This is a genomic window from Micromonospora antibiotica (genome assembly GCF_017599305.1).
GTDB lineage: Bacteria > Actinomycetota > Actinomycetes > Mycobacteriales > Micromonosporaceae > Micromonospora > Micromonospora antibiotica.
The window spans coordinates 227527-248376 of the sequence record NZ_JAGFWR010000007.1 but is presented as its reverse complement, the minus strand read 5'-3'; the positions used below and the strand labels follow the sequence as shown (position 1 = coordinate 248376).

Annotated in this window: 14 protein-coding genes, 1 pseudogene and 1 riboswitch; of the genes and pseudogenes, 4 read left to right on the top strand and 11 right to left on the bottom strand. The window is 73.3% G+C overall.

What is annotated here, in order from left to right:
• Nucleotides 1–1021 precede the first annotated feature (1021 nt).
• A pseudogene (locus JQN83_RS15590) lies at nucleotides 1022–2501 on the bottom strand (PrsW family intramembrane metalloprotease); the annotation flags it as partial.
• Nucleotides 2502–2569: 68 nt separating this feature from the next.
• Nucleotides 2570–3835 carry an FUSC family protein gene (locus JQN83_RS15585; protein ID WP_208567856.1) on the bottom strand — a complete coding sequence of 422 codons (1266 nt, stop codon included), beginning with the start codon at nucleotides 3833–3835 and terminating at the stop codon, nucleotides 2570–2572.
• Nucleotides 3836–3887: 52 nt separating this feature from the next.
• Here JQN83_RS15585 and JQN83_RS15580 point away from each other — a divergent pair, with 52 nt between their 5' ends.
• Nucleotides 3888–4523: an HD domain-containing protein gene (locus JQN83_RS15580; RefSeq protein ID WP_208567855.1), complete on the top strand. Its 636-nt coding sequence runs from the start codon at nucleotides 3888–3890 to the stop codon at nucleotides 4521–4523.
• Between the two features lie 14 nt (nucleotides 4524–4537).
• On the opposite strand, the gene JQN83_RS15575 is transcribed toward JQN83_RS15580, so the two are convergent.
• Entirely contained in the window at nucleotides 4538–4861 is a 324-nt protein-coding gene (locus JQN83_RS15575; RefSeq protein WP_208567854.1) for a DUF4031 domain-containing protein, read from the bottom strand.
• 35 nt (nucleotides 4862–4896) lie between these two features.
• Between JQN83_RS15575 and JQN83_RS15570 the strand changes: the two genes are divergently transcribed.
• Nucleotides 4897–6297, top strand: a complete 1401-nt coding sequence (locus JQN83_RS15570) for an FAD-binding oxidoreductase (RefSeq protein ID WP_208567853.1) — start codon at nucleotides 4897–4899, stop codon at nucleotides 6295–6297.
• 38 nt (nucleotides 6298–6335) lie between these two features.
• Here JQN83_RS15570 and JQN83_RS15565 read toward each other — a convergent pair whose 3' ends face one another.
• Both JQN83_RS15565 and JQN83_RS15560 read right to left on the bottom strand, forming a co-directional pair.
• Nucleotides 6336–6842: a hypothetical protein gene (locus JQN83_RS15565; RefSeq protein ID WP_208567852.1), complete on the bottom strand. Its 507-nt coding sequence runs from the start codon at nucleotides 6840–6842 to the stop codon at nucleotides 6336–6338.
• Nucleotides 6843–6958: 116 nt separating this feature from the next.
• A complete protein-coding gene (locus JQN83_RS15560; protein WP_372444042.1) occupies nucleotides 6959–8800 on the bottom strand; it encodes a glycerol-3-phosphate dehydrogenase/oxidase in 1842 nt (613 codons plus the stop codon).
• A gap of 538 nt (nucleotides 8801–9338) precedes the next feature.
• Here JQN83_RS15560 and JQN83_RS15555 point away from each other — a divergent pair.
• Entirely contained in the window at nucleotides 9339–11789 is a 2451-nt protein-coding gene (locus JQN83_RS15555; RefSeq protein ID WP_208567851.1) for a S8 family serine peptidase, read from the top strand.
• A gap of 107 nt (nucleotides 11790–11896) precedes the next feature.
• Here JQN83_RS15555 and groL read toward each other — a convergent pair whose 3' ends face one another.
• The 3 genes from groL to JQN83_RS15540 all read right to left on the bottom strand — a co-directional run bounded on the left by groL (nucleotide 11897) and on the right by JQN83_RS15540 (nucleotide 15195).
• Complete coding sequence (gene groL / locus JQN83_RS15550) at nucleotides 11897–13519, bottom strand: chaperonin GroEL (RefSeq protein ID WP_208567850.1); 1623 nt, start codon at nucleotides 13517–13519, stop codon at nucleotides 11897–11899.
• A 279-nt stretch (nucleotides 13520–13798) separates the two neighbouring features.
• On the bottom strand, nucleotides 13799–14884 hold the full coding sequence (locus JQN83_RS15545; protein WP_208567849.1) for a hypothetical protein: 1086 nt from the start codon (nucleotides 14882–14884) through the stop codon (nucleotides 13799–13801).
• A 107-nt stretch (nucleotides 14885–14991) separates the two neighbouring features.
• Nucleotides 14992–15195: a cold-shock protein gene (locus tag JQN83_RS15540; RefSeq protein WP_067305333.1), complete on the bottom strand. Its 204-nt coding sequence runs from the start codon at nucleotides 15193–15195 to the stop codon at nucleotides 14992–14994.
• A 223-nt stretch (nucleotides 15196–15418) separates the two neighbouring features.
• Here JQN83_RS15540 and JQN83_RS15535 point away from each other — a divergent pair, with 223 nt between their 5' ends.
• A complete protein-coding gene (locus JQN83_RS15535; RefSeq protein WP_208567848.1) occupies nucleotides 15419–15949 on the top strand; it encodes a GNAT family N-acetyltransferase in 531 nt (176 codons plus the stop codon).
• 275 nt (nucleotides 15950–16224) lie between these two features.
• Here the strand turns inward: JQN83_RS15535 and paaN are convergent, their stop codons facing one another.
• The 3 genes from paaN to thrC form a co-directional block, all read right to left on the bottom strand.
• Nucleotides 16225–17898 (bottom strand): phenylacetic acid degradation protein PaaN, encoded by a 1674-nt coding sequence (gene paaN / locus JQN83_RS15530; protein ID WP_208567847.1) that lies wholly within the window; start codon nucleotides 17896–17898, stop codon nucleotides 16225–16227.
• A gap of 52 nt (nucleotides 17899–17950) precedes the next feature.
• Complete coding sequence (locus JQN83_RS15525; RefSeq protein ID WP_208567846.1) at nucleotides 17951–18970, bottom strand: GNAT family N-acetyltransferase; 1020 nt, start codon at nucleotides 18968–18970, stop codon at nucleotides 17951–17953.
• Nucleotides 18971–19218: 248 nt separating this feature from the next.
• The gene (gene thrC, locus JQN83_RS15520) at nucleotides 19219–20505 is read right to left on the bottom strand and encodes a threonine synthase (RefSeq protein WP_208567845.1); all 1287 of its coding nucleotides are present in this window, start codon (nucleotides 20503–20505) and stop codon (nucleotides 19219–19221) included.
• Nucleotides 20506–20514: 9 nt separating this feature from the next.
• A riboswitch (SAM riboswitch) is annotated at nucleotides 20515–20650 on the bottom strand.
• Nucleotides 20651–20850: the final 200 nt, after the last annotated feature.

Here is a 20850-nt window from a genome sequence, read left to right as displayed (position 1 = left end):
GCCCCTGCGCACCCTGCGCGCCGGTCTCACCGGGAGACCCCTGAGCACCCTGAGCACCGGTCTGACCGGTAGCGCCCTGAGCACCTTGGAAGCCCTGCGTACCTTGGAAGCCCTGCGCACCGGTATCACCCTGAGCGCCCTGCGCCCCCTGCGCACCGGTATCACCCTGAGCGCCCTGCGCCCCGGTATCACCCTGAGGCCCCTGAGCACCGGTTTCGCCCTGAGGCCCCTGAGCACCGGTTTCGCCCTGCGCGCCCGGAGACCCCTGCGCGCCCTGCGCACCGGTCTCACCCGGAGGCCCCTGCACGCCCTGGAACCCCTGAGCACCCGCGACACCCTGCGGCCCTTGAGTACCTTGCGGGCCCTGACTCCCCGGGGCACCGCTCTCGCCCTGGGCCCCTTGCGGGCCGCGAGCACCGCTCTCCCCCTGGGCCCCTTGAGCACCTTGCGGGCCCTGGGGACCCTTGATGCCATGCGGGTATCCCTTGTCCCCGTCGTGCCCACCCCACGGACCCTGCCAGCCCTGCGGACCGCAGTCCGGTGTCTCGTCGGGGTAACTTTCCCACGAGTCGTCGGGTCCGCCAACGTCCAGGCGGACAGCCGACCACGACGACGGCCACCCGCCGTGCTGGCCCAGCGGCCCGGGGGTGCCGGTGCGCACGCCCTGGGTGGAGGAGGCGGTTTCCATCGGTTGCGCTGCGGCGGCGGGTCCCCCCGTCATCCCGACCACCATCAGGGCAGAACTCAGCCCTGAAGCGGCGCGAGCACCCTTCAGTCCTCGCCGCAGCCGTCGGCTGTTACCCATGAACCCCTCCAGAGAGCCGCCCGAATACCTAAAGTCACCTTTCGGTGACCTAAAGTCACCTATGGGCGATTCGTAGCGTATTCGACTGGTTCACCCGTGAGGTGGGTTTCAGCCACAATCGGAGGACATCCACGCAGCCGGCCCTCGCGCCCGGACCCGCCTCCGGGCCTCAACGCCGACGGGCACCGGCTGCCGGTCGCGGGCGGCGTTCGGCGGTCAGTACCGGCCGGGCGGCCACGGGGCGGCCGGACGGGGGCCGTACCAGCCGGGCGGGCCGTAGCCCGCCGGGTAGGCCGGGGGCGGCGGTGGGGTCAGCACCACCGGGATCGGCACCACCGGCGAGTCCGGGGCGTCGACCGTCCGCTGGCTGCCGTCCGGGAACCGCAGGTGGTAACGCTGACCGTCCCAGACCCCCACCGGCGTCTGCGGGTCCCGGCCGACGAAGAACGACCGGTACGCAGCGATCGTCTCCAGCAACTGCCGTTCCTCCCGCAGGGTGCGCTCCCGCTCCGCCGGCTTACGGTCCAGCCCGCGCCGCATCCCGTCGCGCAACAACGCCAACCGGGTCGCGGCGAACTGGTAACCGCGCATCGCCCGCAACCCGGCGTCCCCACCCACCCGCCGGGCCCAGGTCCGGGCGGCGTGCCGGCGGGCCAGGCTGCCCAGGGCGGCCACCTCGGGCGGGCTCAACCAACCCGCCCGCACGTAGTCCGGCAGGGTCCGCTCGGTGAGCCGCCCCTCCCAGGCCCGCAACCAGACCGCGAAACCGACCATGCCGAAGAAGATCGGCACCATCACCGCGACCATGCCGTAGAAGAAGATCACCGCCTGGCCGGTGGCCTGCACGAGCGTCGGGATGAGGTTCCAGGTGCCGTGCAGCATCATCGCCAGCAGCAGGCCGGCGATCGGGGCGAGCACCCGGATCCGCCGGTCGGCGGTACGGGCGGCGATGCCCAGCCCCACCCCGGTCATCGAGGTGAACAGCGGGTGGGCGAAGCCGAAGAAGAGGATCCGGGAGATGAAGATGACGATGACGTTGCGGACACCGGTGGCCGGCCCCCACTGGTCGACGCCCGAGGCGTAGCCGAGGCCGCCCAGGTAGAGGATGTTCTCCACCATGGCGAACCCGACGGCGGAGAGCCCGCAGTAGACCAGACCGTCGGTGATCCCGGACCACTCCCGGCGACGGAAGATCAACAGCAGGATCGGGCCGAGCGCCTTGGTCAGCTCCTCGATGAACGGGGCCACCAGCACCCCGGTCAGCGACGACGACACCCCCCACTCCTTGAACAGGGCAGCGAAGCTGTTGTTGACGGTCAGCGAGGCGGCGGTGGAGACGAACGCGCCCCAGGCGAAGCAGAAGATCAGGTATTTCAGCGGCTCGGGTTCGTACCGGTCGAGCCAGAGGAAGCAGGCCACCAGGACCGGCACCGGCAGGATCGCCGCCGTCACCCCGACCAGCAGCGCGTCCAGGCCCAGGTTGGAGCCGAGCGTGTAGAGCATGTAGACCGCGCAGGCCGCGATCAACAGCACCACCCCGGCCAGCGCCAGGACCCGCCGCCAGCCAAGGCGGCGCAGCGGCATCCGGGGCGCGGCGGCGTCCGGCGACGGTACGGCGGGCGCGGGCAGCGGGGGCCCGCCGGGCGGGGTGTCGGCCATGCGGATCAGCGTAGTCATCCCCGGCCCGTTCGGCCGGGCTCTCCCGGTGCGCGGTGGGCCGGTCCGGCCGGCGCTGCGGGCGGGTCGGCCCGGTCCGGGGCCGGGTCAGCCCAGCGGCGGCGCGGCCGGGGGTTTCGGCGCGGCGTGCTGTTCGGCCGGGCTACCGCCCGGTTTCTCCTTGTCGCCGAACGCCTGCCGGATCAGCCGGTTGGCGTCCTCCTGCTCGATCCCCGAGGCGACCAGCAGGTCACTGGCGGTGGTCCGCACCTGGGCGATCACCACGCTGCCGGAGAACCCGACCCCCTGGTCGTACGCCCGGCCGGCCTCGCTGACCGCGCGCAGCGACCGCTCCCGGGCCCGCTCCGGCTCGTCCCCGACGGCGAACTCGTGCCGCAGCAGGCGGACCGCCTCGGCCAGGTGGGCGACCGCGTCCGGCATCGGCTCCGGCACCGGCTCGTCGTCCTCGATCATGGTGACCGACCGGCGGATCAGGGTGCCGCTGTTGCGCATCGCCCGGTCGATCGGGTCGGCCGCCTCGGCGTAGTGGGTCAGTTCGCTGCGTCGGTGCCAGCGGGCCGGGGAGAGCGTGCTGGTCTCCTTGGCTCCTTCGATCGCTTCGGTGAAGGTAGCCAGTTCCTCCTTGTTCTCCCGGAGCCGGTCCAGCGCCCGCTGGGCGGTGCCCCGGTCCCGGTCGCGGAGCGCCTGGGCGCAGACGTCGAGCTGGCCGGCAAGCAGGTCAAGCGCCGGCCGGGCCGCCCGGTTGATCACCCGGAGCGGGTTGAGCGGCAGCAGGATCGCGGTGACCAGCAGGGCGATGCCGCCGCCGACGAACGCGTCGACGAACCGGGGCAGTTCCAGATCCTCGGTGGACGGGCTCAGCGTGACGATCAGCACGGCCGTCGCGGCGGCCTGGATCACCACCGCGACGCTGGCCCCGAAGAAGGTGGTGAGCACGATCGCCGCGGTCACCACCAACCCGAGCTGCCAGCCCCCGGTGCCGAGGAAATAGATCAGCACGTCGCCGAGGAACACCCCGACCGCCACCCCGACGATCAGCTCCACGGTCCGGCGCAGACGCTGGCCCACCGAAGCGGCCAGGGTGCCGACCGCCGAGATCGGCGCGAACACCGGTTGCGGGTTGCCCAGCAGATGGTGCGACACGATCCAGGCCAGCGCGGCGGCCAGGCCCGCCTGCACGGCCAGGCCCAGGGCCAGGTGCACCTGGTGCAGCCGGTCGTGCAGGGTGGCCCGGCCCCGGGTGCGCAGGTAGGCCATGGCACCGGCGATCCGCGCGGTGTCGACGTCGTCCCCGGCGTCACGCAGCCCGGCCCGACGCAGCAGCGACGGTTGTCGGTCCCGGGCCAGCGCCATGGCGGGGACTACCCACGTCGCACCGGTTCATCCCTGCGGCACAATCGTCCGGGTGACCGGACTGATCGACAGGTGGGTGGCGGCGGCGCTCGCCTGCGGGGCCGCTGACGGGCCGGCGCTGACCGCCGCCGGGGTCGACCTGCTGGCCCGCTGGCGGGAACCGCACCGGCGCTACCACACGGAGCGCCACCTGCGGGCGGTGCTGGACGTGGTCGACCGGCACGCCGACCTCGCCGCCCGGCCGGAGCGGGTCGCGCTCGCCGCCTGGACGCACGACGCCGTCTACGACCCACGCGCCGCCGGGGACACCAACGAGCAGGCCAGTGCCGCGCTGGCCGGCACCCTGCTCACCGGGCTGGGGGTGCCGGCCGGCACGGTGGCCGAGGTCCGCCGGCTGGTGCTGCTCACCGCCGGGCACCGGGTCACCCCGGGCGACCGCGACGGCGCGCTGCTCTGCGACGCCGACCTGGCGATCCTGGCCACACCCCCCGAGGTGTACGCCGGGTACGCCGCCGCGATCCGCGCCGAGTACGCGCATGTGCCCGAGGCGGACTTCCGTACCGGCCGGGCGCGGGTCCTCGACGGGTTGCTCGCCCTGCCCGCCCTGTTCCGGCTGCCCCCGCTGGCCGCCCGGTGGGAGGAACCGGCCCGCGCCAACCTCCACCGCGAGCTGGCGTCCCTGCGCTGACTAACCGTCCGGCGTCACCGGCACCCCGGGTGCGGGCCGGCCGGCGTCAGCGGGCGAGGTCCCCCGGGCAGGCCGGGGCGGTTGAGGTGTTTGGGGCGGCGCAGGCCGGCGGCGTACAGCAGGCGGACGATCTCCCGGCTGGGCACCACCCGGGCGCCGAGCCACACCGCCACGGCGAACCGGTCGGCGGGGATGTCGTAGTGGTCCCGGTCGAACCCGCGCCGGGGCACCCCCAGCGTCTCGGCGAACACGTGCAGCTCGGCCGGGGAGACGTCGCTGATCAGGTGCGACCAGAGCCGACCGCGCCACGGCCAGGCGGGCCGGTCCAGGTAGAGCATGGCGGCCAATCTAGCCGCCGGTTAGCCTCGGCCGCATGGCTGGCTCCCCCCTCCTCGACGACCTGCGGGCGGCCCTCGGCGACGAGGCCGTCCTCACCGACCCGGACCTGCTGCGGCTGCACCGGCGCGACGAGGCGGACCTCTGCGCCGCCGGCACGCCGCTGGTGGTCGTCCGCCCCCGGGACACCGCACAGGTGGTGGCGGTGGTCCGGGCGGCGGCCCGGCACGGCGTACCCGTGGTGCCGCAGGGGGCGCGGACCGGGCTGGCCGGCGCGGCGAACGCGGTGGACGGCGCGGTGGTGGTGAGCACCGTCGCGATGACCGCGATCCGGGAGATCGACCCGGTGGCCCGCATCGCCGTGGTGCAGCCGGGCGTGGTGAACGCCACACTGGCCCGCGCCGTCCGGGAACAGGGCCTGTACTACCCGCCCGACCCGGGTTCCTGGGAGTCCTCCACGATCGGCGGCAACGTCTCCACCAACGCCGGCGGGATGTGCTGCGTCAAGTACGGGGTGACCACCGAGTACGTCCTCGGCCTGGAGGTGGTGCTCGCCTCCGGTGAGGTGCTGCGCACCGGCCGGCGTACCGCCAAGGGGGTTGCCGGGTACGACCTGACCCGGCTCTTCGTCGGCGCGGAGGGCACCCTCGGGGTGATCACCGAGGTCACCGTGTCGCTGCGGCCGGTGCCCGAGGAGTCACTGACCATGGTGGCGGTCTTCGGCTCGACCGCCGGGGCGGGTACGGCGGTGGCCGGGATCGCCGCGCGGGGGCTCACCCCGAGCCTGCTGGAGCTGCTCGACCGGACGCACCTGCGGGCGATCGAGGCGTACCGGCCGATGGGGTTGCGGACCGACGCCGAGGCGCTGCTGCTCGCGGCCGCCGACACCGGCCCCCGGGCGGCGGCGGACCTGGCCCGGATCGCCGAGGTCTGCACGGCGGCCGGCGCCGCGGAGGTGTATGCGGCCACCGACGCGGTGGAGGCGGCGGCGCTGCTGCAGGCCCGACGGCTGGCCCACCCGGCGATGGAGAAGTTCGCCGCCGACACCTACCCGGACGGCAACGGCGGCCTGATCATCGACGACGTGGCGGTGCCCCGGGGGGCGCTCGCCACCCTGCTGGACGGGGTGGCCCGGATCGCCGCCGAGTGCGGGGTGCCGATCGGGGTGGTCGGCCACGCCGGGGACGGCAACCTGCACCCGAACATCGTGGTGGACCGGGCCGACCCGGCGAGCCTGGAACGGGGCCGGCGGGCCTTCGACGAGATCATCCGGCTCGGCCTGGAGTTGGGCGGCACCTGCACCGGTGAGCACGGCGTCGGGCTGCTCAAGCGGGACTGGCTGGCCCGGGAGATCGGCCCGGTCGGCGTCCGGGTGCACCAGGCGATCAAGGCGGCGCTCGACCCGGCCGGGCTGTTCAACCCGGGCAAGGTGCTCTGAGCCGACCCGCCGGACCGGGCGTGGCGGGCCCGGATCGTTCAGCGGGTGGGTTCGGCGGGGGTGGCCTGGGTGAGTAGGAGCAGGATCTCCCCGGCCACCGCCGGTCGTTCCTCGCCCGGGCAGTCCTGCGAGGTGACCAGGCCGGCCGTGGTGAGCAGGCTGGAGGTCAGCGCGTCGATGCAACTCGCCCGGTATCTGCGGGCCTGGTCGGTCTCCTGGGCCAGCCGCGGGTCGGCGAGCAGCTTGTGCAACCGCTGCACCTGCTCGGCGTCGAGGGAGCCGGTCGAGGTGACCCCGTCGCCCGCACAGTCGTCACATTCCCACCGGCCGTCCGGCTCGACGGTCAAGGACCGCAGTGGACCGTCGTCGCCGAGTTTCTGCACCAGGCTGACCCGGTTGGCGGTCACCCCCGGGGATGTCGTCCCGCCCCGGCCCTCCGCTGTGGAACCGCCGTCCCGGTCGACCATCGCGCAGCCGGCCAGGGTGACCGTCAGGGCGGCGACGGCGGGGACGGTGAGCGCACGCGACCACTGAGGGGGAACCACGCGCGGAACCTATCCCACCCCGGGTGCCGTCCGGAACCGGCCGACCGGACCGCCGCCAGCGGGTGGGACCGCCCACCGCCGGCCCGGCATCGACGGGTGCCGCCGCCCGGGATCGGTCAGTGGGTGGACGTCGGGAGTCCGACGTGGCCACCCTCGACGCCGTCGACGCCCCGGTCGGCGGCGAAACCCCGGACGTCGGGCGCACCCAACCGGGCCGCGTCGGCGGTCGCGTCGTCCGGCATGAGCTGGGACTCCCGCTCCGCTTCGACCCGGGCCCGGTAGTGCGCGATCTCCCGGTCCCGGGTGGCCGCGTCCCAGCCGAGCACCGCCCCCATCAACTCCGCCGTGTGCCCGGCCGAGTCGAGCCCGCGGTGGGTCGTCTCGAAGGAGATCCGGGTACGCCGGGTCAGCACGTCCTCCAGGTGCAACGCCCCCTCGGAGCGGGTGGCGTAGGTCACCTCGGCGGCCAGGTACTCGGGGGCACCGGCCAGTGGTGAGGCGAGCAGCGGGTCGGCGGCGATCAGCGCCAGCAGTTCCAGGGTGAGCGTGCCGTACCGCTCCAGCAGGTGCTCGACCACACCGACGGGGACCCCGTGCCGGCGGGCCAGGTCGGCCCGGTCCCGCCACATCGAGGCGTACCCGTCGGCGCCGAGCAGTGGCAGGTCGGCGGTGCGCGAGGATCGTACGCCGCCGAGCCGGTGGGCGGCCCGGTCGACCACGTCGGTGGCCATCACCCGGTACGTCGTGTACTTGCCGCCGGCGACCAGCAGCAGCCCGAGCATCGGCTCGAAGACCGCGTGTTCCCGGGAGAGCTTGGAGGTGGAGTCGGCCTCGCCGGCCAGCAGTGGGCGCAGCCCGGCGTAGACGCCCTCGATGTCCGCACTCGACAGCGGCCGGTCCAGCACCAGGTTGACCTGGTCGAGCAGGTACTGGATGTCGCGGGCGGAGGCGGCCGGGTGGGAGCGGTCCAGCCGCCAGTCGGTGTCGGTGGTGCCGATGATCCAGTGCCCGCCCCAGGGGATGACGAAGAGCACACTGGTCGCGGTCCGCACGATCAGCCCGGTCTCGCCGGTGATCGCCGAGCGGGGCACCACCAGGTGCACCCCCTTGGACGCCCGGACCCGGATGCCGGGGCGCAGCCCGACGTCGTTGAGCATCCGGGACATGTCGTCGCTCCACACGCCGGTGGCGGCGATGACGGTGCGGGCGCGTACCTCGAACTCGGCGTCGGGGGAGCCGGGGGGTGCCTCCAGGTCGCGGACCCGGACCCCGGTGACCTCCCGGGCCTGCCGCACCAGCCCGACGGCGCGGGCGCTGGTCACCACGGTCGCGCCGAGGCTGGCGGCGGTGCGGGCCAGGGTCACCACCAGCCGGGCGTCGTCGACCTGGCCGTCGTAGTAGCGGATCGCCCCGGCCAGCGCGTCGGCCCGCAGGCTGGGGAAGACCCGGCGGGCACCCTCGCGGGTCAGGTGCCGGTGCAGCGGCATTCCCCGGCCGGTGCCGAAGAGGCCGGCGAAGGCGTCGTAGGCGGCCACCCCGGCCCCGTAGTAGGAGCGGCGGAACAGCCGGGCCGGCAGGTCGCGCAGCCCCCGGCCGGCGGGGAGCGGGATGAGGAACGGGACCGGTCGGACCAGGTGCGGGGCGAGTCGGGTGGCGAGCAGCCCCCGCTCGGTCAGCGCCTCGTGGACCAGGTGGAACTCCAACTGTTCCAGGTAGCGCAGGCCGCCGTGGATCAGCTTGCTGGACCGGCTGGAGGTGCCGGCGGCGAAGTCGCGGGCCTCGACCAGGGCGACCTTGAGCCCTCGGGAGGCGGCGTCCAACGCGGCACCGGCACCGGTCGCCCCGCCGCCGATGACCAGCACGTCGAACCGCTCGGACCGCAGCCGGCGCAGGTCGGCGGCACGGCGCTCGGGCGAGAGTTGACCAGCGGCGGATCGGGTCACATTGGGGTCACGCACCCGTCCACCGTAACCCGCCGGGTCCCACCCGCAGCAGGCCTGGAGCCCGCCGAGATCCGCACCGCCGATCCGGTGACACTGAGCAAGACTCCTCCGGATCGCCTCGATGACTCTCCGTGATCAGCTTCTCGCCGACCCCTCCGCCCCTCACACCGCCTCCACATCGCCGTGACCAGCCCGAACGCCGCATCCCCCATCCACCCCCACATCCCTCCCTCGGATCCTTTGCTCTGCTGCTCTCCACGCGACGCGCACGTTCCGTGACCGGTGCGTCCAGGGCAGCAGAGCAAAGGATCCGAAGGTGGTGGTCCACACCCCCGCCTTCCGTCACTTTCCGTGACCACGGGACGGTGCCGGCGACCGGGGAGCAGCGACGGAACGCGGGGGGTGGACGCAGCGGCGGACAGCGCGGAGCCGAGCCCACGCGAGGGCGGGGACCGCGCAGGTCCGCGTTTCCCCGGGTCCACCGGCGATGGGCGGGGACCGCCGTCGGGCCGGCAAAGCCGTCGGACGGCGACGTGCGTCGTACTGTTTCCGGATGTTGGCCGACACACCACCTCCGCCGGGCTACGGCCCACCACCGGCCGCCGGCCGTCCGTCGAGCCCGTGGCCGGTGGTGGCGGCCGCACTGGCCGGCGGCTGGACGGTCGTGCTCGCCGTCCTGCTCCAGGCGGTCGGCTGGTCGGTCGAGCAGTTGCAGGTGGCCGCGGGATGGGACCGGCAGGCGTGGCTCTGGCCGGCCCTCAGCCTGGCCACCGCCCTGCTGGTCGGCCTACCCGCCCTGCTGTTGGCCCTGCTCCCCCGTTCACCCCGGGTACGGGCCACCGGGTGGGGTTGGCTCGGCGCGGCGCTCGCCCTGCTCGCCCTCGGCTCCCTGCGGGCGCTGCCCCAGGTACACCACGAGCTGTACCTGGCCGCGCTGGCCGCCACCGCGACCCTGCTCGCACTGCTGACCACCCGACTGCCCGGCCCGGCCGCCACCACCCCACCCCAGCCCACGGGCACCCCCACAGCCACGGCCACCCCCACGGCCACGGCCAGTGCCGGCCGACCCAGGGCGGTCACCCTGTTGGCCATCGCGGCCGGACTGGCCCTGCTGCTGCCGTGGGTGCGGTTCGGCGCGCTGGGCGGTCTGCTGGAGACCGCGCTCGCCGCGCTCGCCGCGACGGCGGTCGGCCTGCTGGCCGCAGCGCTGCTGGGCGACCGGTTCTGGTCCCCCTTCACCGGCGACGGGCCACCCCGGGCCGCCCGGACCGTGCTGGTCGGCGGCCTGGTCGCCGGGGTGGTCCTGCTGCTGGTCGTCGCGGGCACCGGCCACTCCGGCGCCCAGCTGCCCGGGTTGCTGTTCGTCCCGCCGCTCGGTTTCGTGCTGGGCGCGTGCCAGGTGGCGGCCCGCCGGGCCGGCGCACCGGCCGGTGCCGCGCCGGTCCGGTGGCTGGTCGGTCTGGCGGCGTTCGGCCCGTTGGCGCTCGCCGACCCGGAGGAGATCTCGGTCCTGCTGGCCACCACCCGCGACGTCCCCTACTGGGTCGCGGTCGCATCCGGCGTCGGGTTCGCCGTCGCGGTCGTGCTGGCCATCGGGTACGGGGTGCTGCTCGCCCGGCCACGCGGGCGCGCACCGCGCCGGCTGGTCGCCGCGTCGAGCGCAGCCGTCCTGCTGCTCACCGTCGGTGTGGTGGACGTGGTCGCCGGCCAGCCCGGCCTGCACGGCGAACGGCTGCTGGTGGTGCTCCGCGAGCAGGCCGACCTCACCGGCATCCCCGCCGGTACGCCAGGTCGGGCCGGCCGGGAGGCGCGGACCGCCGAGGTCTACCGCCGACTGGTGTCCACCGCCGAACGCACCCAGGGCGCGTTGCGCCGGGACCTGACCCGGCTACACCTCGACCCGACGCCGTACTACCTGGTCAACGCGATCGAGACCGACGGCGGGCCGGCGGTGCGGGCCTGGCTGTCCGGGCGGCCGGAGGTGGCCCGGGTGCTGGTCAGCCAACGGCTCCGACCATTGCCCGCGCCGGCACCGGCCAGCCGGGGTGACCGGCCCGGACCGACCGGGCCGGAGTGGAACATCCGGATGCTGGGCGCCGACCGGGTCTGGTCGGAGTTGGACGTCACCGGGGCCGGGGTGGTGGTCGGCAGTTCGGACTCCGGGGTCGACGGCACCCATCCGACGCTGGCCGCCAACTTCCGGGGCGGCGACGACTCCTGGTACGACCCGTGGGACCACACTCGCGCCCCCACCGACTCCGGCGGTCACGGCACCCACACCACGGCCAGCGCGGTGGGACGCGACGGCATCGGGGTCGCCCCCGGCGCGCAGTGGGTGGGCTGCGTCAACCTCGACCGCAACCTGGGCAGCCCGGCGCACTACCTGGACTGCCTCCAGTTCATGTTGGCCCCGTTCCCGGCCGGCGGCGACCCGTTCACCGACGGTCGGCCGGAACGGGCCCCGGACGTGCTCACCAACTCGTGGGGGTGCCCACCGGTCGAGGGCTGTGATGCGGGTGCGCTGCGCCCGGCGACCGCCGCGTTGACGGCCGCGGGCATTCTGGTGGTGGCCGCCGCCGGGAACACCGGACCGGACTGCGGGTCGATCGTCGACCCGCCGGCGCCGTACCCCGATGTGCTGACGGTGGGTGCCGTGGGCCGCGACCGGCGCGTCACCGAGTTTTCCAGCCGGGGGCCCGCCGCCGGTGGGGCGGCCAAGCCGGACCTGGTCGCCCCCGGCGCGGAGGTCCTCTCCGCGATGCCCGGCGGCGGTTACGCCGCCCTGGACGGCACTTCGATGGCCACCCCGCAGGTGGCGGGAGTGGTGGCACTGATGTGGTCGGCGAACCCGGCGCTGGTCGGTGACCTGGACCGGACCCGGAACATCCTGCGGGACACCGCGCAACCCGCCGGACCCGCCGACCTCAGCTGCGGCCCGGTGGCGGCGTCGACCGGGGCCGGTCTGGTCGACGCGTACGCGGCGGTGCGGGCGGCCCGCCGCTGACCGGCCCCCGGTCGCCGGAGTGAGCCGGCCCGGCTGGGTACGGTCCCCGGACACGGAACGGGGCGGACCGCTCGCGCGGCCCGCCCCGTTCGGCGTTGGAGCTGGACTCAGAAGTCCATGTCCCCGCCACCCGGGCCAGCCGGGGCGGCCGGGGTCTTCTCCGGCTTGTCCGCCACGACGGCTTCGGTGGTGAGGAAGAGCGCCGCGATCGACGCGGCGTTCTGCAGCGCCGACCGGGTCACCTTGGCCGGGTCGATGATGCCCGCGGCCAGCAGGTCGACGTACTCACCGCTGGCGGCGTTGAGGCCGTGACCGGCGTCCAGGTTGCGGACGCGCTCGACGACCACGCCACCCTCCAGGCCGGCGTTGACGGCGATCTGCCGCAGCGGGGCGTCCAGCGCGATCTTGACGATCTGCGCACCGGTCGCCTCGTCGCCGGCCAGGTCCAGCTTGTCGAAGGCGGTCTTGCCGGCCTGCACCAGCGCGACGCCACCACCCGGGACGATGCCCTCCTCGACGGCGGCCTTCGCGTTGCGGACGGCGTCCTCGATGCGGTGCTTGCGCTCCTTCAGCTCGACCTCGGTGGCCGCGCCGACCTTGATCACCGCGACGCCGCCGGCCAGCTTGGCCAGCCGCTCCTGCAGCTTCTCGCGGTCGTAGTCGGAGTCGCTCTTGTCGATCTCGGCCCGGATCTGGTTGACCCGGCCCTGGATCTGGTCGGCGTCGCCGGCACCGTCGACGATGGTGGTCTCGTCCTTGGTCACCACGACCTTGCGGGCGCGGCCCAGCATGTCGAGGCCGACGGCGTCCAGCTTGAGGCCGACCTCCTCGCTGATGACCTGGCCACCGGTGAGGATGGCGATGTCGGCGAGCATGGCCTTGCGGCGGTCACCGAAGCCCGGCGCCTTGACGGCGACCGACTTGAAGGTGCCCCGGACCTTGTTGACGACCAGGGTCGCCAGGGCCTCGCCCTCGATGTCCTCGGAGATGATCAGCAGCGGCTTGCCCGACTGCATGACCTTCTCCAGGATCGGGAGCAGGTCCTTCACCGAGGAGATCTTGCTGTTGACGATGAGCAGGTAGGGGTCGTCGAAGACGGCCTCCATACGCTCCGGGTCGGTCATGAAGTACGCGGAGATGTAGCCCTTGTCGAAGCGCATGCCCTCGGTGAGCTCCAGCTCCAGCCCGAAGGTGTTGCTCTCCTCGACGGTGATGACGCCTTCCTTGCCGACCTTGTCCATCGCCTCGGCGATGATCTCGCCGACGGTGCTGTCACCGGCGGAGATGGAGGCGGTGGAGGCGATCTGCTCCTTGGTCTCGACGTCCTTGGCGAGCTTGGACAGCTCCTCCGAGACGCTGGCCACGGCAGCCTCGATGCCCCGCTTCAGGGCCATCGGGTTGGCACCGGCGGCCACGTTGCGCAGACCCTCGCGCACCAGGGCCTGGGCCAGGACGGTCGCCGTCGTCGTGCCGTCACCGGCGACGTCGTCGGTCTTCTTGGCGACCTCCTTGACCAGCTCGGCGCCGATCTTCTCGTACGGGTCCTCGAGCTCGATCTCCTTGGCGATGCTCACACCATCGTTGGTGATGGTGGGGGCACCCCACTTCTTCTCGAGCACCACGTTGCGGCCCTTGGGGCCGAGGGTCACCTTTACGGCGTCGGCGAGCTGGTTCATGCCCCGCTCGAGGCCGCGGCGAGCCTCTTCGTCGAACGCGATCATCTTGGCCATACGGCGTTGTCCTCCTGGACACTCACGGGCCACCCGGGGGTTGTGTCCCCGGACGGGCCGCCTGGTGTACGCACCTTGGGGACGTCGCCACCTGGCGACGACGACGTCCTCCTCGGTCGGGCCGGACAGCCCGCGACGACCGGCCATGTGCCACCCGACGCCATCGAGACGCCGATGTGACCGTGGCCCTACCGCCCCGACCATTGGCACTCACCGTATGCGAGTGCCAATGACCTGTTTAGCACTCTCCCCTGCCGAGTGCAAGCACGATGGGGCCGGTCAGCCGAGTTCCGCCACCAGTCGCACGACGTTCACCGGCCCCTCCTGCGCGCGCTGCTCGGCGTACGTCACGACCAGGCCGACCAGCTGCACCAGGTAGACCGGCACGACCAGCACCGCGCTCACCAGGATCACCGCCACCGCACCCACGGCGGTGCCGGGCGCGGTGAACGGGTCGGTGCCGAACGGCACGGTGCCGACCGACTCCACCACCCCGCCGAGCACGCTGCCGAGCAGCACCGCCAGTGCGACCAGCGCCACCCGGCCGAGCACCATGCCCAACCGGTCGTGGAACATGCGGAACGAGCGCCCGATCGGGTTCTGCCCCTCGAACAGGTAGACCGGGCCGGCGAGCGCGAGGGCGAACGCCAGGTAGATGCCCGGCAGCAGGCACAGGCAGAAGCCGACGCCGATGAGCAGGCCCAGCACCAGCATCCAGCCCCACAGGCCGAGGCAGCGGCGCGCGCCGTAGCGCAGCGCGCCGGGCAGGTCGGCCGGCTGGCCGGCGGCCTGCCGGGCCACCACCCAGGTGCCACCCGCCCAGCCGATGCCCTGCACCACCCCGAAGGCCAGCGCGACCAGGAGCACCGAGACCCCGTAGATCACCAGGTCACTGAGGTAGCCGTCGGGAATCGAGCCGTCGGCGGGCAGCGGGGCGGCGTCGGGCCCCGTGCCGAGGGAGAGCAGGGACACCGCCACCGCCGGCACGACCTGGGTGAGCAGCATCAACGGCAGCAGGGTCCGCCAACTTCGACGCAACGCGCCGGTGCACCGGGCGAACCAGCCTTCCAGCCCGGCGTACGGCGGATTGACCAGCGGGTCCGCCGGCCCCCAGGAGCCGCCCCCGGCGACCGGCGGATGGCCCCCGAGCGGCGGGAAACCGCCGTCGGCACCCGGGGGATAGCCCGGGTACGGGCCACCGGGAGCCGGATAGCCCCAGCCCAGCGGCCCCGCTGCGGACGGATCCCACGACGGCGGACCCCACGAGGGTTGGCCCGACGGCGGACCCCCCGGCGGCAGGCCCCATGGTCCGCCCGGCGACCCGGCAGCGGGGCCGGGTGGACCCGGAGGTGACTGGTCGGACATGAACCCTCCTCAGCGAGGACGCCTGGACGGTTCACGATCTTTCCCCGCACCGACCCCCGCCGCCAACCGTCCCACGGGCGGCCCGGCGGGTGGGGCCCGCAGGAAGGTCAGGCGATGACGCGGACCCGTTCGGCCTGCGGCCCCTTCTGGCCCTGGGCGATCTCGAACTCCACCCGCTGACCGTCGTCGAGCGCCTTGTAGCCGTCCATCTCGATGGCGGAGAAGTGGACGAAGACGTCCTGCCCGCCGTCGACGGCGATGAAGCCGTAGCCTTTTTCGGAGTTGAACCACTTGACGGTGCCCTGTGCCACGGTGCACTTCCTCACTCTGCGCGGCGTTCCACAACCCCGGGATGCCGGCGGGCCGACAGCGGAGAACCACCGTTTCGGCGGTCGGTGAAGGCCGCTGAATCGGTGACCGAAATCGCACGCTACACGAGGAGTGACGACCGCGCACGACCTCAAATCGGTCTAAATCGGACGGGTATCGACCCGGTTACCCATCGGCGTTCATCGCTGCGGTATGCATGCGCACATGACATCTGCCCCGGCCCCACCGGTGACCCGGACGGCGCCCGTGCACCGGGTGCGCCCGCAGGACGCCGCCCGGATGCGGGCGCTGCGGTTGGAGATGCTCGCGGATGCGCCGCTGGCCTTCCTGGAGACCGTCGCCGAGGCCGCCGCCCGCCCGCACGCCGACTACGCGGCCCGGATCGCGTACGTGTCCCAGGGGTGCCACACCGCCCAGTTCGTGGCCGATCCCGGCGGCCGGCTGGTCGGCCACGCGGGCGGCACCGTCTCCCCCGACGAGCCGGACCTCACGGTCGTCTACGCGGTCTACGTGAACCCCTCGTGGCGGGGCACCGGCCTACTCGGCGCGCTGATCGACGAGGTCGCCGCCTGGTCGCGCGCCTGCGGCCGACCACAGCTCATGCTCGAGGTGGTGGTCGGCAACGACCGCGCCTACCGGGCCTACCACCGTCTGGGCTTCACCGACACCGGCGTCCGCGTCCCGCACCCCAAGATCCCCGCCCTCAACGAACTCCAGATGCGCCGCCCCGCCTGACCCCCACCCCCAAACCCCGCGCCAGGCCGCGCCGGACCGGGCCAGGCCGGGCCGCGCCGGGCCGCGCCGGTGATCAAGAGGTTTACGTCAAATCAGCCACTCAGGATGACGTAAACCTCTTGATCACCGACCACGGACCACCACCGAACACCGAACACGGACCACGGACCACGGACCACCGAACGCCGAACACCGACCACCCCCGCCCGCAGCCGGAGCGCGGACGGGGGTGGGGGTGGTTGGGAGGGCAGGGGCGTGGGACGGGGACGGTGGGGTCAGGCGGGGCGGCGGGACTGGACGATGCGGAAACGGTTGGCCACGTACGCGCCGTCGGTGAGGGCGGCGTTGGCGGCCGGGTTCGCGCCGCTGCCGTGGAAGTCCGAGAAAGCGGCGGACTGGTTCACGAAGACCCCACCGGTGAGGTTGGCCGACAGGTGCACCCCGACGTCGATAGCGGCGGCCTCGACGGCGTCCAGCACCGCCTCGTCGGTGGAGTAGACGGCGGCGGTCAGCGCGCCGGACTCTCCGACGGTGGACCGCAGGATCTCGATGCTGTGCGCGGTCGAGTCGGTGGCGATGACGAAGGAGATCGGCCCGAACCATTCCCGGCCGTAGACCTCGGTGTCGGTGGCGGCGAGCTTGACGATGGTCGGCGTCCGGACCACCGCGTCGGGCAGCGCGGGGTGCGTGACGGTACGCGACTCCAGCACCGCCTCGCCGACCTTGGTGACCTCGTCGAGGCGTTCCAGGACTCCGTCGTTGACGATCGCCCCGGTCAGCTCGACGCCCCGGGCCGGGTCGGCGGTGAGCTTGCCGACGGTGGCGGCGATGCCGGCGGCCACCTCGTCGAAGCTCTTGTGCCCCTGGTCGGTGGCGATGCCGGCGGCGGGGATGAGGATGTTCTGCGAGGTGGTGCACATCTGCCCGCTGTAGAGGGTCAGCGTGAAACCGAGGTTGCGGCACATGCCGGCGAAGTCGTCGGTGGAGTCGATGACGACGGTGTTCAGGCCGGCCTTCTCGGTGTAGACGGTCGCCTGCCGGGCGTTGGCCTCCAGCCAGTCGCCGTACCCGGTGGAGCCGGTGAAGTCGACGATCTTCACGGCGGGGTGCAGGGCGAGGGTCGAGGCGAGCTTCTCGCCGGGGGCCTCGGGGGCGAGCAGCACCAGGTCGGGGTCGAAGCCGGCCTCGGCGAGCACCTCCCGGGCGTACTTCACGGTGATCGCCAGGGGCAGCACCGCGCGCGGGTGCGGCTTGACCACGACCGGGTTGCCGGTGACCAGTGAGGCGAACAGCCCGGGGTACGAGTTCCAGGTCGGGAAGGTGTTGCAGCCGATCACCAGGGCCACCCCGCGCGGCACCACGTGGAACGTCTTGGTCATCCGCAGCGGGTCGCCCTTGCCGGCGGCCTTCTCCCAGCTGGCCGTCCCGGGGTGCCGGGTCATCTCGGCGTACGCGTAGGCGATCGCCTCCAGGGCCCGGTCCAGCGCGTGTGCGCCGCCGGCCTGGAACGCCATCACGAACGCCTGGCCGCTGGTGAACTGCACCGCGTTGGCCAGTTCGAAGACGTGCTTGTGCAACCGGTCGAGGATCTCCAGGCACACCCCCACCCGGGTCTGCGGGCCGGCGTCGCGCCAGGCCGGCAGGGCGGCGGAGGCGGCGGCGACCACCTCGTCGGCGCCCGGGTGCGGGTAGCGCACGTCCAGGGCCACCCCGAACGGGCTCGTCTCGGTGGCGACCCGGTCGGCCGTGCCGGGCTGGTCGAGCGGAAAGTCGCCACCGAGGTACGCCTCGAAGGCGGCCTTCCCGTCGGCGGCGGCGGTCTCGCCGTACACCCGGGGGCTGGGCGATTCGGGGTAGGCGGACCAGTACCCGCGTTCGGTGATCGCGGTCAGCGCGCGGTGCAGGGTGTCGGCGTGCCTGTCGTACAGCGGGTGCGGGGTCTCCGTCATGCCCGCCATCATGCAACAGATGATGACCAGATCAGTAGGGGCGTGTCACAGATCAGATGGTCGACTGCCACTCCGTGGACCCGGCAACCGGCCGGAACCCGAGCAGCTCGTTGATCGCGATCATGTGGGTGTTCGCCGCCGCGTTGTAGGTGTCGACCACGCTCAGCTCCGGCTCGTACGTCAGGGTGTGTTGGAGGTTCTCGGCCTTGCAGAGCAGCCCGAGCCGGCGCCCCCGGTGGGCCGGGTCGACGATGGTGATCTGCTGCCAGGCGTGCCGGGTGGTGTTCGCGGCCAGGCTGAGCACGGTCCACGCGACCAACCGGCCGGACGACTCGTGCACGGCGGCGACGCTGTAGCGGCGGACGCCCCGCGCGTCCAGCGCCCGCTCCATGCCCTGGATGCGCTCGGCGTCCATCCGCTCGGGTTCCCACTCCAGGTCACCCAGGGGTGCGTCGGTCATCATCCGGCCCTCCAGGTAGGCGAGGTCGGCGAGGTGCTCCGACGGCGGGTGCCCGTGCCAGCGGACCGTGCGGTAGCCGGCGACGGCCGAGCGCGCCCCGGCCCGCAGCGCCGCCAGCCGGTCCCGGTCGAGCGCGGTGACGTCGAGTCGACGACGGACGTCGACCAGCGCCGCCTTCGCGCCGAGCGCCGCCGCGAAGGCCGCCCCGGGCAGTTGTCCACCCGGCTCGCCGGGCAGCGCGGCCACGGCGGAGCCGACCATCCGCTTGCCGCCGGCCTCCCGCAGCTGCTCGCGGGCGTGCGTGAACAACGCCCGCCCCACTCCCGCCCGCCGGTGCGCCGGGTCCACCACCAGCTCGACGCTGGCGTTGTCGGTGTTGTCCAGCAGGTGGAGGTTGAGCCGGACCCAGCCGGCGACCACGCCGTCCAGTCGCGCCACCGACCAGCGGGTGTCGATGCCGGGCATCGGGTGCCGCAGCGGCGCCTCGAACCGGCGACGGCACAGCGGCGGCAGGTCGGGTGACTCCGTCGCTTCGACCGTGGCCGCGATCCGGTAGACCGCGTCGAGGGCCGGCTGGTCGGTCGGATCGATTGCTGCGATGTCCACGGTCACGCCGGGAGTCTGCCTGTCGACGACGAAGGGGGCCAGCGGATTTCCGCTGGCCCCCTTGCACGTTGGTCGGGAGGGACGTTCGCACAACGCCTCCGGCGTTGGGTCGCAAGAACTTGAAAAGTCTCCGGCGAAAGCCCTCCCGCACGGAGCATCTTGCGCCGCCCGGTTCCTGCCGTCAAGTCCTTCCCGGCGGGTTTTCGCCACTCACCGCGAAATTCCGGTCACCCGGAGATCAACTCGCCCGGGGATCAGGAGAGGAGGCCGGCGTCGCGGGCGGCCCGCAGGGACGGCTTGATCCGGTGGGTGGGGCCGACCTGGCCGGCGACCGCGTCGATGGTCTTCAGGCCCTCCCCGGTGTTGAACACGACCGTCTCGGCGGTCGGGTCGAGCCGGCCGGACTCGACGAGCTTGCGCAGCACCGCAACGGTCACCCCGCCGGCCGTCTCGGCGAAGACCCCGGTGGTGCGGGCCAGCAACCGGATGCCGGCGCGGATCTCCTCGTCGTCGACGTACTCCATCCAGCCGCCGGTCCGCCGCACCGCCTCCAGGGCGTACAGGCCGGCGGCCGGGTCGCCGATGTTGAGCGACTTGGCGATGCCGGTCGGCCGGACCGGGGTGATGGTGTCGGTGTCCGCGTGCAGGGCGGCGGCGATCGGGTTGCAGCCGGCCGACTGGGCGCCGAACACCTTCCAACCCCCGGCGGGCGCCTCGACCAGCCCGATCTCGACCAGCTCGGAGAACGCCTTGTCGATCTTGGTGAGCAGCTCGCCCGAGGCCATCGGGACGACCACCTGGGCCGGGATACGCCAGCCGAGCTGCTCGGCCACCTCGTACCCGAGGGTCTTGGAGCCCTCGGCGTAGTAGGGCCGGACGTTGACGTTGACGAACGCGGTGTCCTCGAACTCGTCGGTCTCCACCAGCTCCCCGCAGAGCCGGTTCACGTCGTCGTACGAGCCGTCGATGGCGACCAGGTCGCCGCCGTAGACGGCGGTGGTGATCACCTTGCCCTGCTCCAGGTCACCCGGGATGAAGACCACCGAGGGCGCTCCGGCGCGGGCCGCGTGGGCGGCCACCGAGTTGGCCAGGTTGCCGGTCGAGGCGCAGGCGAACCGGGTGAAGCCGAGCGCCTTCGCGGCGGTCAGCGCCACCGAGACGACCCGGTCCTTGAACGAGTGGGTCGGGTTGGCGCTGTCGTCCTTGACCCACAGCGGCGCGCTGATGCCGAGTTCGGCGGCGAGGTTCGGGGCCGCCACCAGCGGGGTGAGCCCCGGGTCGAGGGTGACCCGGGTGGCCGGGTCCTGGCCGGCGGGCAGGAGGGCGGCGTACCGCCAGATGTTCTGCGGGCCGGCCTCGATCTGCTCCCGGGTGACGGCGGCCAGCGCGGCGGTGTCGTAGTCGACCTCCAGCGGGCCGAAACACTCGTAACAGGCGTGCTGCGCGGCGAGCGGGTAGCGGGCGGAGCAGGCGCGGCAGACCAGGGCGCGGGCCGGGCTGGCGGTGGTGTCGATACCGGGGGCGGCGAGCGTCGACGTCATGGCGGATTCCTCTCATCTTTCCCCGCATCGCACCCTGCGGCGGGGACGGAATTGGCACCTGCCCCGCGGGACGCTCAGCGATGAGCGCGCGGGGTGGTTGCCGGGGCGTCGTCGGGCCGTATCCCTCAGCCCCTCTGGATGAGGTATGCAGTTGTGCCGTCGAGTCTAGGCAGCTTCGCCGCCATCGCCCAGTCTGCTTCCCACGGTGTGAACCACCTGCCGGCGGGGCGTGCGCCGGCCGCACCGGAAGCCATTGATGTTTCGGGCAAGTTTCCAGCTCAGTACGCCCTTGTGCGGAGCCGCGCACCGGCCCTCCGGTCGGCCCCTGACCGCGCTCCGACAGGC

Bases quoted from the DNA above. Each gene is read 5' to 3' on its own strand.
- JQN83_RS15585 (WP_208567856.1), bottom strand. From the start codon at position 3,835: ATGGCGCTGGCCCGGGACCGACAACCGTCGCTGCTGCGTCGGGCCGGG.
- JQN83_RS15575 (WP_208567854.1), bottom strand. From the start codon at position 4,861: ATGCTCTACCTGGACCGGCCCGCCTGGCCGTGGCGCGGTCGGCTCTGG.
- JQN83_RS15570 (WP_208567853.1), top strand. From the start codon at position 4,897: ATGGCTGGCTCCCCCCTCCTCGACGACCTGCGGGCGGCCCTCGGCGAC.
- JQN83_RS15555 (WP_208567851.1), top strand. From the start codon at position 9,339: ATGTTGGCCGACACACCACCTCCGCCGGGCTACGGCCCACCACCGGCC.
- groL (WP_208567850.1), bottom strand. From the start codon at position 13,519: ATGGCCAAGATGATCGCGTTCGACGAAGAGGCTCGCCGCGGCCTCGAG.
- JQN83_RS15545 (WP_208567849.1), bottom strand. From the start codon at position 14,884: ATGTCCGACCAGTCACCTCCGGGTCCACCCGGCCCCGCTGCCGGGTCG.
- JQN83_RS15535 (WP_208567848.1), top strand. From the start codon at position 15,419: ATGACATCTGCCCCGGCCCCACCGGTGACCCGGACGGCGCCCGTGCAC.
- paaN (WP_208567847.1), bottom strand. From the start codon at position 17,898: ATGACGGAGACCCCGCACCCGCTGTACGACAGGCACGCCGACACCCTG.
- thrC (WP_208567845.1), bottom strand. From the start codon at position 20,505: ATGACGTCGACGCTCGCCGCCCCCGGTATCGACACCACCGCCAGCCCG.